At 63.9% G+C, this 15,022-nt stretch carries 10 protein-coding genes; 5 read left to right on the forward strand and 5 right to left on the reverse strand.

The genetic code is table 11. The features are described from left to right. Positions 1-4: 4 nt before the first annotated feature. On the reverse strand, positions 5-1,468 hold the full coding sequence (locus JX552_RS17460) for a phosphoinositide-specific phospholipase C-related protein (RefSeq protein ID WP_205873284.1): 1,464 nt from the start codon (positions 1,466-1,468) through the stop codon (positions 5-7). A gap of 255 nt (positions 1,469-1,723) precedes the next feature. Here JX552_RS17460 and JX552_RS17465 point away from each other — a divergent pair, with 255 nt between their 5' ends. The 4 genes from JX552_RS17465 to JX552_RS17480 all read left to right on the forward strand — a co-directional run bounded on the left by JX552_RS17465 (position 1,724) and on the right by JX552_RS17480 (position 8,285). Further along, positions 1,724-2,038, forward strand: coding sequence for a DUF2563 family protein (locus JX552_RS17465; protein WP_205873285.1), 315 nt, complete (start codon positions 1,724-1,726; stop codon positions 2,036-2,038). A 5-nt stretch (positions 2,039-2,043) separates the two neighbouring features. Then, complete coding sequence (locus JX552_RS17470) at positions 2,044-4,380, forward strand: putative alpha/beta hydrolase (RefSeq protein WP_205873286.1); 2,337 nt, start codon at positions 2,044-2,046, stop codon at positions 4,378-4,380. A 130-nt stretch (positions 4,381-4,510) separates the two neighbouring features. Beyond that, a complete protein-coding gene (locus JX552_RS17475; protein ID WP_205873287.1) occupies positions 4,511-5,458 on the forward strand; it encodes a hypothetical protein in 948 nt (315 codons plus the stop codon). Positions 5,459-6,215: 757 nt separating this feature from the next. Next, on the forward strand, positions 6,216-8,285 hold the full coding sequence (locus JX552_RS17480) for a DUF5631 domain-containing protein (RefSeq protein ID WP_205873288.1): 2,070 nt from the start codon (positions 6,216-6,218) through the stop codon (positions 8,283-8,285). Positions 8,286-8,380: 95 nt separating this feature from the next. Here the strand turns inward: JX552_RS17480 and JX552_RS17485 are convergent, their stop codons facing one another. Beyond that, on the reverse strand, positions 8,381-9,508 hold the full coding sequence (locus JX552_RS17485) for a M24 family metallopeptidase (RefSeq protein ID WP_205873289.1): 1,128 nt from the start codon (positions 9,506-9,508) through the stop codon (positions 8,381-8,383). A 40-nt stretch (positions 9,509-9,548) separates the two neighbouring features. Here JX552_RS17485 and JX552_RS17490 point away from each other — a divergent pair, with 40 nt between their 5' ends. Then, the gene (locus JX552_RS17490; protein WP_205873290.1) at positions 9,549-10,499 is read left to right on the forward strand and encodes a 5'-3' exonuclease; all 951 of its coding nucleotides are present in this window, start codon (positions 9,549-9,551) and stop codon (positions 10,497-10,499) included. Here JX552_RS17490 and JX552_RS17495 read toward each other — a convergent pair whose 3' ends face one another. The 3 genes from JX552_RS17495 to tatC form a co-directional block, all read right to left on the reverse strand. Next, positions 10,500-11,240, reverse strand: coding sequence for a DUF4333 domain-containing protein (locus JX552_RS17495; protein ID WP_205873291.1), 741 nt, complete (start codon positions 11,238-11,240; stop codon positions 10,500-10,502). Positions 11,241-11,329: 89 nt separating this feature from the next. Beyond that, on the reverse strand, positions 11,330-14,077 hold the full coding sequence (locus tag JX552_RS17500) for a DEAD/DEAH box helicase (protein WP_205873292.1): 2,748 nt from the start codon (positions 14,075-14,077) through the stop codon (positions 11,330-11,332). Next, positions 14,061-15,014: a twin-arginine translocase subunit TatC gene (gene tatC, locus JX552_RS17505; RefSeq protein WP_205873293.1), complete on the reverse strand. Its 954-nt coding sequence runs from the start codon at positions 15,012-15,014 to the stop codon at positions 14,061-14,063. Before tatC ends, JX552_RS17500 begins: the two co-directional genes overlap by 17 nt. Positions 15,015-15,022: the final 8 nt, after the last annotated feature.

The raw sequence follows: 15,022 nt of genomic DNA on the forward strand, positions 1-15,022 counted from the left end.
CGACTCACGGGATGGTGTAGTTCACCCATGCCCCGCCGGCCGGCCCGGCAACGCTGTGCAGGCCGGAATTCTGCACGCCGGTTCGTGGGAGTCCGAAGCTGAAGCCGGGCGGGCACGCCGCCGGGGCACCGGCGAACGTCACCGGGCCGGTCACGACCCAGGTTCCGGAAGCGTTCTGGCAACCCGCGGGATGCGCCGCGCCGCACGGCGCCGCCACCCAACGGCCGTCCGTGCCCTGCAGGGCGCAGTTGCCAACGCCGGCGTGCGGTTCGTCCGGCGCCCAACTCCACAGCGTCCCCTGGATGCGACCATCCTCGGGCAGGAGTTGGTCGAAGCCGAACAGATTGACGCCACAGTTCGTCATCGACTGCGCTTTGGGTGGTGTGAGAGCTTCTGGGTCGGTAGGAGGTCGGCTTGGGTTAATGAGGGCCGAGATGAACGTGGAGTCTTCGTAGTAGCGGACGATGCTCGTGGCATAGACCGAGGGGCCGTACGTCGCATCGCATTTCGGGTAGGGCTGGTAGTCGAACGTCGAGCCGCTCTCCACCTCCTCGCCCCGCCAGTTGAAGACGGTACTGCCCCACACCGGAACACAGGTGCCGCCGCTTACCAGCACGACCTGGGCGCCTGCGGAACGGACGTCGTTTCGCGAGACGGTGCGAGGGAAAGCGGCACAACCGGTCGGGGTGATGTCGGCCGGGTTGGGATGGAAAATTAGGCTGGTGCCATTGGGGCGCCGCAACTGACGCTCCAACGTATCGAGAGCCGATGCGTACGCTTTCGGATCCTTCAAAGCGTCCTCGACGAGGATCAGCACTACCTCGGAAGGATGCGAGTTCAGCCAATCCGCGATCGACGGAAGCACTTGAGTGAGTAGCGGTTCCGTGGTGCAGCCAAGGTTTGCCTGTTCCGGGGGACGTCCGTGGCACACGCTGACTTCGCGTCCACCGAGCTGGCCGATCTGAGGAATGTAGTGAAGATCCAGTTCGATACTGCGTGCGTCGATATCCAGCTGCTGTGTCATTGACAGCTGTTGATTGGAATCCGCGTGCGACGGAGTGAACTCGTGGGCCAGACTGTTGAACGAGTTGTGGGTGCCAACCCATTGCGCGTTTCCGAATGGCACCGGGTCTCCTAGGGCGTATTGGAACTGCGCCGTGCGGTGTACCCACGACTGCAGGTACGCGACGGTCGCCGCTTGGGTCACCTTGGCGGACAACGGCACCTGGCACAGGTTGTCGGCCACCCCGGCGCGGCGACATTCCGCGGCGACCGCGTCGGTGAACTTTCCGGTGCCGACGCAGGGAAATGCGAAGGGGCTGATGGCATTACAGGGTGCCGTGGGAGAAGGTGGAGTCGGCACATCGTTGACGTCGGCGGTCCCTGGCGGCGCCGACGCCAGGGCCAGCACGAACGCACAAATCACGACGGCGGATTTCAACCACCTGGCGCATGGGGCGCTTGACATGCGCGAAAGATTGACACGGCTGGGTGGCTCGGACGAGAAATGTTGTCGAACCGTGCGAGTGTTGAAATCACTTTGTTAACTTCGGCCACTCTGACTTACTGGTTTCCCATAGACCCCTTCTGCATCTCTAGTCTCTAGAACGGACGGCACTGCGACTGCCCGGCTTGCAGCGACAGCGGGGGCGCGCGCGTGAATTGCGGGTCGGTGGCCGTCGGGCTAGCGTCGCCAGGATCTGATGACCAGAAAGGGGCAATCGTGTTCGTCGACCCTGCTCTTCTGCACCGGGGCGGTAGTGAAACTCAACGGGCCGGTGACCACGCACACCAAGCGGCGCAACAGCTTTCGAGGATGGAGTTACTGCCGCAGATGTTCGGCGACTTCGCAGCCGCGGAGACTCTTCATGCCCTCACCGGGTCGGTCCAGGTTCTGCATACACGGCTGTTGCTGCGACACAGGGAATTCCTCGGTGACGTGAGCGACAGCGCCTTGCTGGCAGCGGCGGAGTTCATCGACATGGACAAGATCAACGCCGCGAGCGTGCGGGCGGTGTGGTGCACCTCCGCTACATAAGCCTCGTGCTTCTGGTCGACGAGGCCGGGGGCGACCCGTGGGCAATCAATGGAAGCCTTCAACGCGGTCGACCCGCGCCGATCGCGGCACTGGCCAAGGCTTTTCATGACGCGGGACAGCTCACGCGCGAGGCCGAGTCGGCGTTCAGCGAAGCGCGTCGTCGCTTCGAGGCGGCATGGAACCGCGAGAACGGTGATAACCCGATCAACGACGCGGCCGAGGTGCAGCGCGCGACAAGTTCGCTGGGCGTGCAGGCAGGGCAGCTACCGCAGATCGCCGTCGACCTGGAATCGGTGGCGGCGGTGCTGGCGGAGTCGCAGCGAGCGGCCGCCGGCCGGGTCCACATGTTGGAGATTCAACTGGAGGCCATCGACCGGCAGCTTGGCGAGGCTCACTCGCTATTGAACTCACGCGGCCTGCCCTTGACGCAGGAAATGGCGCTCGACGACGTCATCAACGACCTCGAGCAGCATGCCATCGGAGCCACGACCGCGGCACTGCGCGAGATTGAACACATCCGAGAGATGTATTCAGACTTGTTGCACCGAGTGAAGACTCGGATGCGGGTAGAGGGTGGCTACGACGGGGCGGTTGCAGCACTAGACGGCCCGGAGACTGCGACGCCCGAATCGCCCATCCAGGCCGAACGGGACGTGCACGCCGCACTTGCCGGTGACCAGTCGGCGGCATCGCGGGTTAATGCTGTGCTGAACTCAATCACCGCCGAACAGCTGGCCGGAAAGGCGCCGCTGACGCCGGAGCAGGCATCAGCGTTGAGCCAGTTGCAGGCTCAACAGCACGGGATGTCGATCGATGCCCTGTCGACTGCCGAGCAACGCCTCGGTGACCAGCGAGAGATGATTGCCAACTCGTGGCAGTTGATGAGTAACCCCGCGCTTGCGTTCCCACGGACCGAGCTCAAACCTGGTGCCGTGCAGGGGACCGACATGGTGAAAGGTGGTGAGGCTCAACTGCCGAAAAATCTGCAGGGCTTGAACTGGGCCTGGCCCGCATACCTTCCGCAGCTTGACGTGATCGCGAAAATCATGAAAGCCGGCAATCCGGCGTTCCAGGTGAATACAGACCTCGATAGGCGAATGATTCGCCACGCTGCCAAAGTTATGGACCTCCTCCCGTGGCAGCGTGATCTCGAAATCACCAATGTCCACCAATCGACGGACGAGATCATGGGCTCGGTCGTCGGGAACATCTTTAGGGCGGTATCGCCGGATCACCCGGTGGTGCACGACATGGTAACTGGTTCCGAAGGAAAGGCATTTCTTGACAACATGTCTCGTCACTTCTGGTCAGACGGCGGCAAGAGTGCCGCCTCACTTTTCAACTGGGTAGAAGGTGCTGCGTGCGGACCCGAGGCGAAACTTGCCGCCGAGACAGCCAAGGGCTATGGGTTGTATCTGGGAGAGCACGGCGCCGACTTGCTGAGTCTTCGCGGCGGTCACTCGATGGGCGAGGTGAACCCACAACTAGTTCGGAGCATGGCGCACGGACTCACACCCTACATAAGCAACATCGCCGGAATTCCTGGTGGTTCGGCAGTTTTCGGCGATTTTCACGACTCGCCTAATGAACTGGAAAGCGGCAAGATGCCTTTCGCAAAGCGTGTCTTCTCGGTTCTCAGCACCGACAAAGAGGCATCAGACTACTTCAACGGCGCTGCCGACCGCGAGGCTCTGATTGCCGAGGCAGCTTACGCCCGGGAATTAGCAACGCACGCAACGAATCTGTCCAGCTACAACGAAAACCTGCACAACGCCATGACGTTGCGTGGGTTGGTCAATTTGGGTATCGACAGCGCAACCCGGGCCGATACGGTCAACCACACCCTGAGCCAGGACGCGGCACAGCAGACTGCATACGACCATCGCAAGTCCGCCTACGAAGCCGCCGCCAGGGCAATTACCGGGGTGGTGGGCTTAGTACCCGATGGCGGGTCCATTATCGGTACCGGACTCGGGGTGCTGGCCATCGTTGCCGAAAAAGACTTCCTTGGACCGGCCCCTACCGCATCATCCCCCAGCGACTACTCCATGCCCTACATGTCCATCGGTGCAGCCGACCGCGAGATCCTCAATGCCGTCATAGCGTCCGGGCAGCAGGTGACCATTGAGCCGAACTTTCTGATCGATGGCAGGATCGGTACGCCGGACGAATTGGCTAGCAGAAACCCGAATCTGACGTCCGCTCACTACGATCATGCTCTTAACGAGGCCTTGACCGACCTGTTCGCGCAGGATTCCGGTAGTGCTGCCGGCCGGCCATTCATGCCTGATCAGGACATGATGAATCGCTACAATCAGTTCGCCAAAGACTCAAGCCGTTAGCGGACAGGAGTGAGGTGGCGTCTTGCGCACGGTGAATAACTAAGTCATTCGAACGGAGATAGCATCCCAGAGGCCTTACGCGCCACTGGTTTACCGCCCCTGACGCGATTTAGGCATTCGGAAGGACGCGATGAGCGGAGACGACGACCAGCTGAGGATCATCCTCGGCCAGCTGTCACAGGTGTTGGGGATACCGCCGCCGCCGATGATCACGCCCGATCAGTTGGCGACCGGATCTTCGAGCATCAGCCAACTGCTACGCGCCCTCGGCGCCGCGGCTAACGCTGGCGACCCTGGCGACTATGGCGAGGCACTGGCCGGACATGACGAGCGCGAAGCCAAGACGTCCGATGCGCTGGCGAAGTTTCCGGCCAACGAGGAGCAGGCCGCCGCGCAGCTGGCCGGTGTCGGAGGTTCCGGCGATATGAGCCAGATGCTGCAACAGATGCCGCAAATGGCCTCCGGCATCGCCGGGGGCATCGCCGGGGCCCTCGGGGGCGTGCTCCAACCATTGAGCCAAATCCCCCAGCAGCTTGCACAGGCCGGTCAGCAAGCCATGCAGGCAGGGATGGGCATGATGCAGCAAAGCGCAGGCGCGGCCCACGAGGCACCCGAAGAGCTCGTCGGCGCCGAAGGCGACCTGGGTGGCGGAGGTGGTGACTTCTCCGCTGGCGGCGGTGGTGGTGGCAGCGGAGGTGGAGGTATCGAGGGGACCACACCGACGGCGATGCTGGGACCCCCGCCGACGCCCTCGGCCGGCACCGTGCCTGCCTCTTCGCAGGCCGTCACGTCGATGCCGGCGGCCGCACAAGAGTCGGCGCCGGCCCAGCGCGGGGCGATGGGCGCAATGCCGATGATGCCGCCGGGAGGCATGCACGGCGCAGGTGGTGCGAGTGGTGAGACCAAGCCTGACACCAAGCGCATCGTGGGACCGACGGTGAAGAACGGGGCACCCGTGCAGGGACGCATCACTGCGCCGCCGCCTTTGCCGACGGTAACGAAACATGTCGACGGCAAGCCGGTAGCGACTCGACGGATAGCGCTGCCCGAAGTCAAACGAGATGACGAGGTCCGCTGACAAGGTGTTCAGCTAACTCGTCAACGGCGTTTGGCAATGTTCAAGACCTTTAGTCGAGCGTGTGGCAAAGTCTGACTGGCGAATTCTTGCAGGAACGATACTATCCACGCGTGTCGAATGTGCCTCCCCTACAGCCTCCAACACCGCAGTGGCAACCAGCAGCGAGCCGCCCGCCACGCGGGCTGGCGATGGTGTCGGTGGGCATTGCTTTAGTCGCGGTCGGTATCGCCATCGGTGCGTGGTTTCGGCCGCCACCGAAGAACGAGCCTCCTCCGGCGCCGACGTACTCAAGTCAGGAGGTCGCGGATGCGAAGTCGAAGGTGTGCGCTGCTTATGGGCTGGTTCGGAAGGCCCTAGCCGCGACGGGTAGCCGAGATGGCGGAGCAGACCCCACAGCCATTCTCGCGGTCGCGACAAGTTCCCGACAGGCGCTCGAAGTCGGTAGCCGGTACATAAGCTCCACGCTGCAGGAGGCGCCGGCAACTGCGGTTGATCTAGCGGAGTCGGTTCGCAAGCTGGCAGGCCTCTATCAAGCAATCGCCATCAACTACCTGGCGGAGGTCGATGAATCAGAGATAGAGCCGTTACGACGTGCGGCAGAACAGCCTTCTCTAGATATTGACAGGTTGTGCAAGTGAGTGAATTTCCCCCGGGGAAATGGTCGCTACTCATAGTGGGCGAGCAGTGGCCTACGAACCACGACCTCGAGGCACTTCGGCTTGGTCGAGCGAACCGCGACAGAGCCTATATTAGTTATGTGAATTTTGCAGACTTACTCCACAATGCACAATTATCTTCGCTCGCTGACCAACGTGGAATAACAATCGATGATCTCCACCAGTCATTTCAGAGCGGAGAAAGACAAGCCCTCCAATTATCTCAAAAAAATAACGTCAAAAGACGTGCTTACGATACTGCTTACGAAAACATTCTTAATCTTCGAAATGATCTGACCGCTTTGGCCGATGAAGGAAACCGCGCCATAGAAGAGGTTGCCCATTCTGAAGTGCCGGAGCAACTAAAGGTGGCGCAAATCTCCTCACTAATTCAACATTATAGAGCGCTGGCAAGCCTCGCTGCGGCCAAATACGGCAGCAATATTATCGACGCAATGCAAGAGATATTGACCGCCGAAGGCTTAGGTCAGTCAGCTCGCGAATTCGCCCGTGGCAAGGGGGTCGATATTCCCGAACTTTTCAGGCGAAGATACAGCTCAGAGAAATTAGAAAGCGAGGTAAGTACGAGGCTGCGGGAACCTTCAGATATTGCCGGCATCCCAGACAATCAGTCGACTAAACCCAACTCGCCGGCTCCAACACAAGCAGTCGAAAGCAAGAACAGGGGCACCGTCCAGGCCAACCTCAACTCAGGGTCGAACTCTGTTCACATGGAAGCCTATTCGCGTAATCCCAACGTGGGTTCAGAAATTCCCATCAATAGCTCGACGCGACCGCGAATAGGTTCCGCGGCACGGCAATCGCTCGCACAGTTACCTCTGCTAGGTTCTCAAGGCGGTGGGGCTAGTACGCCAGTATCTGTTCCTGATCACCCTAGGATTCCCTCCGCAGCAGCGACCTCTGTGGAAGCGCCTGCACCGCTCGCCCCTTCCAGGGCGGCGCCAATACCCTCAATTTCAGGCGCCCCCACCCCACCCATCTCCCCCACCGAACTCGCTCAAAGCTTCAACAAAGGCATGGAATCTGGCGCGCCATTATCCGCAGCCGCGCATGCCGTGCCATCGACTCCGATAACGTCGACCGAGCCGCCGATTTCCCATGCCGCGCAGACGATCCCAACCCCAACCGTCAATTCGCAGGTGCACGTGCCGGTGACTGATGCTCCGCCGCCAACCCACCATGCACCTCCTCCAGAAGCGCCACCGCCGACCCCGATAGTTGCAGCACCGCAACCTATTTCGCCGCCCCAACCGCCGCAGCCCGTGGGCCCGCTGCCGACTTACGGCTCCGACCTACGCCCACCGCTCTCGACAGCGGTCACCCCGCCGGCGCCAGCGAACACACCGCTACCGCCGCCGGCCACACCCACTTCCGCGCCGGTGACGCCGTCCGCCGGCCAGTCCGCCGCGAATCAGCCCGCAGTCGTACGTCAGACGACCTCGTCCACTCCCCCGTCCCCACCATCGACGCCTGGAACCCAAGCCGTCGCAGCCACTGCGACCGGCGCCGCATTAGGAACAGCTTCGGCCGACAACACCGCGCGAAAACGCTTGCAGCGCCTGGTTACCGCCGTCGCACGCCAGCAGCCTCGCCTGGCCTGGGCGGCCGGAGACCACACAGATAACACCACTCTTCTCGTCACCGATCTGGCAGGCGGCTGGATCCCGCCCGGAATCGAACTGCCGTCAGCGGTGAGCCTGCTTCCGCCGGCACGCCGCTGCGCCGACTTGGAAGCCCTACTCGGCGCCGCCACCGTTACCGCCAGCTACACCCCGCTTCACCATCTGTCCGACGACGGTGATCCGATCCCGACATCGACGCGACCCCGATCAGCCCCCGACGTCAAAGATCTCGGCTGGGAGCTCAGCCAGGCCACTCAATGGCGCGACGGCCTACCTCGGCTGGCCCACACCCTCGCGAAAGCCGCCTCAGCCGGCACCGGCGTTCTGGACTCCGAGATCGACCTGCTGACCGAACACCTCGGGGAAACCAGCAAGAGGGTGCTGGACAGCTATCCCGACAACGTCGACACCCATGACGTGGGCAACTGGCAACTGCTCGCCGCTATCGATGCTTTGGTCGCTGGCGACAAGGCGGCCGCCAATTATCACCTCGCTTGGTTTCTCGCCGCCAAAACTGGCGACCACTGATACCGCATGCGCTATCACGTTCCAGACCCGGTTGGCCCGAGAAATCCCGTGACAGTAGTGACTATTGGGACTTAGCGGGCCCCACGGAGAATCGCTCAGGACACCGGCACTACGACAAGATCGTGCGGCTGATTGTTGACCGACAATGCACCGTCGGCGGTCACCACCACGATGTCCTCGATTCGAGCACCCCAGCGGCCCGGGAAGTAGATGCCGGGCTCGATCGAAAACGCCATACCTGCGGCCAGCGGCAGATCGTTGCCTGCCACGATATAGGGCTCTTCATGCACGGACAGCCCGATCCCATGCCCGGTACGGTGTACGAAATAATCCACAAGGCCCGCTGCGGCCAGTACATCGCGCGCCGCGGCATCCACCTCAGATGCCGACACACCGGGACGGACCGCATCGAACGCCGCGCGTTGCGCTGCCTGCAGAATCGAATACTGCTGCGCAATAAGAGGACTCGGCTCACCGATGCTGTATGTGCGGGTCGAATCCGAGTGATATCCGGGAGCATACGAACCGCCGATGTCGACGACGACGATGTCGCCCTGCGCCAACGCTCGGTCCGAGTAGCCATGGTGCGGGTCTGCGCCATGCGGACCGGATCCGACGATGACAAACGCGACCGAAGAATGCCCCTCTGCGACAATCGCTTCGGAGATATCGGCGGCGACGTCGGCCTCAGTCCTGCCTGGCACCAGGAACCCGGGCACCCGTGCGTGTACCCGGTCAATTGCAGCCCCAGCTGCGCGCAATGCCTCGATCTCAGCCGACTCCTTGACCATCCGCAGCTGACGCAGCACATCGGTCGCCAGCACCGGCATCACGCCCAGCTCGGCAGCCAGCGGCAACAAGTGCAGCGCCGGCATGGAGTCGGTGACGGCCACCGTGACACCAGAGCCACCCGACGCGGCCCCCACCAACGCATAAGGATCTTCCCCGTCGACCCAGTCCCGCACGCGCAGACCCAGTTCAAGGGCCGCCGAGTCCTTCAAAGACGCCAACTCCAGCCGTGGCAGCACCACCGTCGGGTCACCGACAGCAGGCACCACCAGGGCCGTCAACCGCTCAAAAGTCTCCGCGCGTGACCCGAGCAGGTACCGCAGATCGTAGCCCGGTGTAATCACCAAACCAGCCAGGCCGGCCCGGGCAGCCAGCGAAGCGGCAGCACTTAGCCGTCGGGCATACACCGTGGCCTCGAATCGGTCAGCGTCCATGGCAGCCAGGCTAACCGGACGGCCTGGCAGGATTACCGGCATGCCCGCACCCCTGTTGCTGTTGGACGGCGCCAGCATGTGGTTTCGCTCGTACTTCGGGGTTCCGTCCTCGATCAAGGCCCCCGACGGTAGGCCGGTGAACGCCGTCCGCGGGTTCATCGACTCGATGGCCGTGGTGATCACGCAGCACAAGCCGACCAGGCTGGCAGTGTGTCTCGACCTCGACTGGCGCCCCCAGTTCCGGGTCGATCTCATCCCGTCGTACAAGGCGCACCGGGTGGCCGAGGAAGAACCCAACGGTGAGCCCGATGTAGAGGAGGTGCCCGACGACCTCACTCCGCAGGTCGAGATGATCATGGAGTTGCTGGACGCCTTCGGGATCCCGACGGCCGGTGCACCCGGTTTCGAGGCGGACGACGTGCTGGGAACCCTGGCCGCTCAGGAACGCAACGACCCGGTGGTCGTGGTCAGCGGCGATCGGGACCTACTGCAGGTGGTCGCCGACGAACCGGTGCCGGTGAGGGTCCTCTACCTGGGCAGGGGCCTGTCCAAGGCCACATTGTTCGGACCGGCCCAAGTTGCCGAGCAGTACGGGGTGCCCGTCGACAGGGCCGGCGCTGCCTATGCCGAACTCGCGCTGATGCGCGGCGACCCGTCCGACGGTCTGCCGGGCGTGCCCGGCGTCGGCGAAAAGACCGCAGCCACCCTGCTCGCCACGCACGGCTCGCTCGAGCAGATCGTGGCGGCCGCCGAGGATCCGAAGTCGAAGATGGCCAAGGGAATACGGACCAAATTGAAGTCCGCTGCGGACTACATCGAGGCCGCCGGAACTGTGGTGCGAGTGGCCACCGACGCGCCCGTCACCCTTTCCAGACCGACCGACAAGCTCCCGTTGCACGCGGCCAACCCCACGCGTACGGCCGACCTGGCCACCCGGTACGGCGTCGGGTCCTCGATCTCGAGGCTGCAGAAAGCGCTCGACGTCCTGTGACTACTGGGGCCGGCCAACCTCGTACGTGCCCTTGTCGTCCTGGAACGTCACGGTCACGTGCTTGTTCGCGCCGTCAATGCTCACGGTGCAGTCGAAGGTGCCGCCCTTTTTCACCACCGGGTCCGAACCGCCGTTGCATTTGACGTCTTTGACGTTCTTGGCGCCGTAACCGTTGGTCTCGTCAGTGAGGATCGACTGCACATCGGTGTTGGCTTTGTTGACGTTCAGTTTGGTGGTGACGAAGAACCCGGGCACCACGAAACCGAGGACCAGAATGACGATCACGAACAGCAGCGCGATCCCACCGATCACAGCGCCGAGGAACGCCTTGGAACGCTTAGGCCCCTGCGGCGCCGGGGCGTAAGGCTGCTGCGGGTACTGACCTGGCTGACCCGGCTGACCCGGTTGGCCCGGCTGACCGTATTGCGGCGGCTGACCGTACTGGGGCGGCTGACCGTATTGCGGCGGCTGACCGTACTGGGGCGGCTGACCGTACTGCGGCGTGGCGCCGTACTGAGTGGCTTGCGAACCGAAGTCCGAGCCGTACCCGGGTGACTGCTGCGGATATGCAGGCTCAGCCGGCTGCTGGTATCCGGGGTACTCCGCCGCCGGGTACGACTGGGCATGCCAGGTCGCGTCCTGACCACCGGGTTGCTGTTGCCACGGCGAGCCCGCCATGGTCGGGTCCGAGGAACCCCCTGGCGGCTGCCATGACTGGTTTGGCCCCTGCGGTCCACTCATCGTTGCTCCTCAGTCTGATGTGTCCTCGCCACCGTCGCCCCCGGTGGCCCCTGTACGCATTCCGGATGTAACCGTAGCTCCGGCCTAGCCTACCCGGCGTCAACTGCGACGACGCCGCGCCGAATGTCATTGATAGCGCGCTTGGCGGTCGACCGCATGTCGGGGTCGGGCGCCGCGTTGCGCACCTGGTCAAGCAGGTCGAGCACCTGGCGGCACCAGCGCACGAAATCACCCGCTGACAGTGGAGATCCGGAGCCGTACGCCTCCGCCGCCGCCAACGCCGCCGCCAGGTCACCGGTGCGCGCCCAGCGGTAGATCACCTGGACGAAACCGTCATCGGGTTCGCGGCTCTGCCCGATGCGGTGGGTCTGCTCGTCTGCGCGCAATGCCGAAGACAGGCGCGCGGTCTGTCCGAGTGCCTGCCGCAACCGCGGCGTCGGGACGTCGGTGCCGAACGGGGCACCCGGCCCGTCAGCCCCGCGGGCTTCGTACAGCACCGCCGACACCACCGCCGCCAACTCAGCCGGCTTCAGCCCGGCCCATGCGCCGGTGCGCAGGCACTCGGCCACCAACAGATCGCTCTCGCTGTAGATCCGCGCGAGCAACCGACCGTCGTCGGTGACGTGGGGATCCGATGACGGTCCCTGGATGAACTCACGCTCGGTGAGCAGGCCGACGATGCGGTCGAAGGTGCGCGCCAGGGAGTTGGTGGCGGCAGCCACCTTGCGCTGCAGCTGCGCGTTGTCGCGTTCGATGCGCAGGTAACGCTCTGCCTGACGGACCTGCTCCTCCAGATCGGGCGCATTGTGCGAGGGGTGCCGGCGCAACTGATCGCGCAACGAAGACAGCTCCGGGTCATAGTGCGCATCCTCTTTGGAGCGGCGGCCCGCAGGAATGGTCAAACCCTCGACGGCCGAGCGCAGCGCGGAGGCGAGATCGCGCCGCACCCGCGGCTGGCGGTGTTCGACCCGCTTCGGCAACGTCATGGACCCGACCGGCGGAGTCGCGCCCGAATAATCGGCCGACGAGATCCGGCCCGCCCAGCGATGCTCCGTCAGCACCAGAGGTCGCGGATCGTCGCGGTCGCGTGCGGTTTCCAGCACCACGGCCAAGCCACCGCGCCGCCCGTGGTTGATGTTGATGATGTCGCCGCGTTTTAGGGCGGCCAAGGCGTCGCTGGCTGCTTGGCGACGGTGCAGCCGCGACGCCCGGGCCTGGGACCGCTCCAGTTCGCTGATCTGCGCCCGCAACCGGGCATATTCGAGGACCGCGGCCTGGTGCCCGCCCAATTCGGCGGCGATCTCGTCGAGCATCGTCTTGCCGCGGTCGATGCCGCGCACCAAACCGACGACGGACCGGTCGGCCTGGTATTGAGCGAAGGACTGCTCCAGCAGCCGATGGGCCTGTTCCGGCCCGAGTTGATGCACCAGGTTGATCGTCATGTTGTACGACGGTGCGAAGGAGCTGCGCAGCGGGAAGGTGCGGGTGGATGCCAGTCCTGCCACCTCCGACGGCTCCACGTCGGGATGCCACAGCACGACGGCGTGCCCTTCGACGTCGATTCCACGCCTGCCGGCACGGCCGGTCAGCTGGGTGTATTCCCCCGGGGTCAGCGGCACGTGCTGCTCGCCGTTGAACTTGACCAGCTTCTCCAGCACCACCGTGCGGGCCGGCATGTTGATGCCCAGTGCCAGCGTCTCGGTGGCGAACACGGCCCGGATCAACCCCGCGGTGAACAGCTCCTCCACGGTGTGGCGGAACGCCGGCAGCATTCCGGCATGGTGGGCGGCAATGCCGCGCAGCAGCCCCTCACGCCACTCGTAATAACCCAGCACCGCCAGATCAGCGTCAGCCAGGTCGCCGCAGCGATGCTCGATGACCTCCGCGATCTGTGCCCGTTCCTGTTCGTTGGTCAGCTTCAGCGGCGAGCGCAGGCACTGTTGTACCGCGGCGTCGCAGCCGGCACGGGAGAACACGAATGTGATGGCGGGTAACAGCCCGGCTGAGTCCAGCGATGCGATGACATCCGGCCGAGCCGGTGGCCGGTAGAAACGCGGACGGGCGGGACGTCCGGGGTTGCGCCGACGCGGCTGCCAGTCCGACATCCGGTCGGCTTCCCGGCGATTCGCGATATGGCGCAGCAACTCAGGGTTGACGTGCGGCTTGTCGTTGCCCGAACCGTCAGAGCGGTAGTCGAACAGGTCGAACAGCCGCTTGCCGACGAGCACGTGTTGCCACAGCGGCACCGGACGGTGCTCGTCGACCACCACCGTGGTGTCTCCGCGCACCGTCTGGATCCAGCCGCCGAACTCCTCGGCATTGCTCACCGTCGCCGACAGGCTGACCAGCCGCACCTCATCGGGCAGATGCAGGATCACCTCCTCCCAGACCGGGCCACGCATCCGGTCGGCCAGGAAGTGCACCTCGTCCATCACTACGTGCGAAAGACCTTGTAGCGCTGTCGAATCCGCATAAAGCATGTTGCGCAGCACCTCGGTGGTCATGACCACCACGGGGGCCTCGGCGTTGACAGACAAATCACCGGTCAGCAGCCCGATCTTGTCCTTGCCGTAACGCAGCGTCAGGTCGGTGTGCTTCTGGTTGCTCAACGCCTTCAACGGCGTGGTGTAGAAGCACTTGCCGCCGCCGGCCAGCGCCAGGTGCACGGCGAATTCACCGACGACCGTCTTGCCGGCACCGGTGGGCGCGCACACCAACACACCGTGACCGCCTTCCAGTGCCGCACAGGCACGCCGCTGGAAGGCGTCGAGGGGAAAGGCCAGCTCGGCCGCGAACCGGGCCAGCTCGGGCAGGCCGATCTCAGGTGACGTCGTCATGAGTTCCGCCGATCACCGACGGCGCCGGTATCGGCGAAGGTGGTTCGATGACCGATGCCTCGTCATCGGGTATCGCCGCGGCTTCCCGCTTGGCCTTCCGCCGGTCATGTATCCGGGAGATCTGGATCGCGAATTCCAGCAGCACCGTCAGCGCCAAACCCAGCGCGGTCATCGAGAACGGATCGGAGCCTGGCGTGAACACCGCGGCGAACAGGAACATCGCGAAGATCAGACCGCGCCGCCAAGACTTGAGCCGTTCGTAGGTCAGCATGCCGGCCACGTTGAGCATCACTATCAGCAGCGGGAATTCGAAGCTGACGCCGAACACCACCAGCAGGTTGATCAGAAACCCGAAGTACCGGTCGCCGGACAGCGCGGTCACCTGCACGTCGCTGCCGACGGTCAACAGGAAGCCCAGTGCCTTGGCCAGCACCAGGTACGCGAGGAAGGCCCCGGCGACGAACAGCAGCACGGCCGGAATCACGAACGCCACCGCGAAGCGGCGCTCCTTCTTGTAGAGCCCGGGCGTGATGAACGCCCACAGCTCGTAGAACCACACCGGGCAGGCCAAGACGATCCCGGCAGTCATCCCGACCTTCAGCCGCAGCATGAACTGGTCGAACGGCGCGGTGGCCAGCAGCCGGCACTGCCCGTCCGCGCTGATGCTCGCTCGCGCCGACTGAGGCAACGCGCAGTACGGGTGCCGCAACCACTCACCAAGGCTTTCCAGCCCGAAGATCGGGTGCGAGTACCAGACGAAACCGAATGCCGTGGTGGCCAAGATCGCGGCGATCGATATCAACAACCGGGTACGCAGCTCGGTCAGATGATCGACCAGCGACATCGTCCCATCGGGGTTGACTCGGCTGCGCCGATTACGCGGGTTGAGTCGTTTGAGAGGACCAAAAGCGCGCGCTGAAACCCTGGGACCTTTCACGACATTCG

This window comes from Mycobacterium gordonae, from assembly GCF_017086405.1.
GTDB lineage: Bacteria > Actinomycetota > Actinomycetes > Mycobacteriales > Mycobacteriaceae > Mycobacterium > Mycobacterium gordonae_D.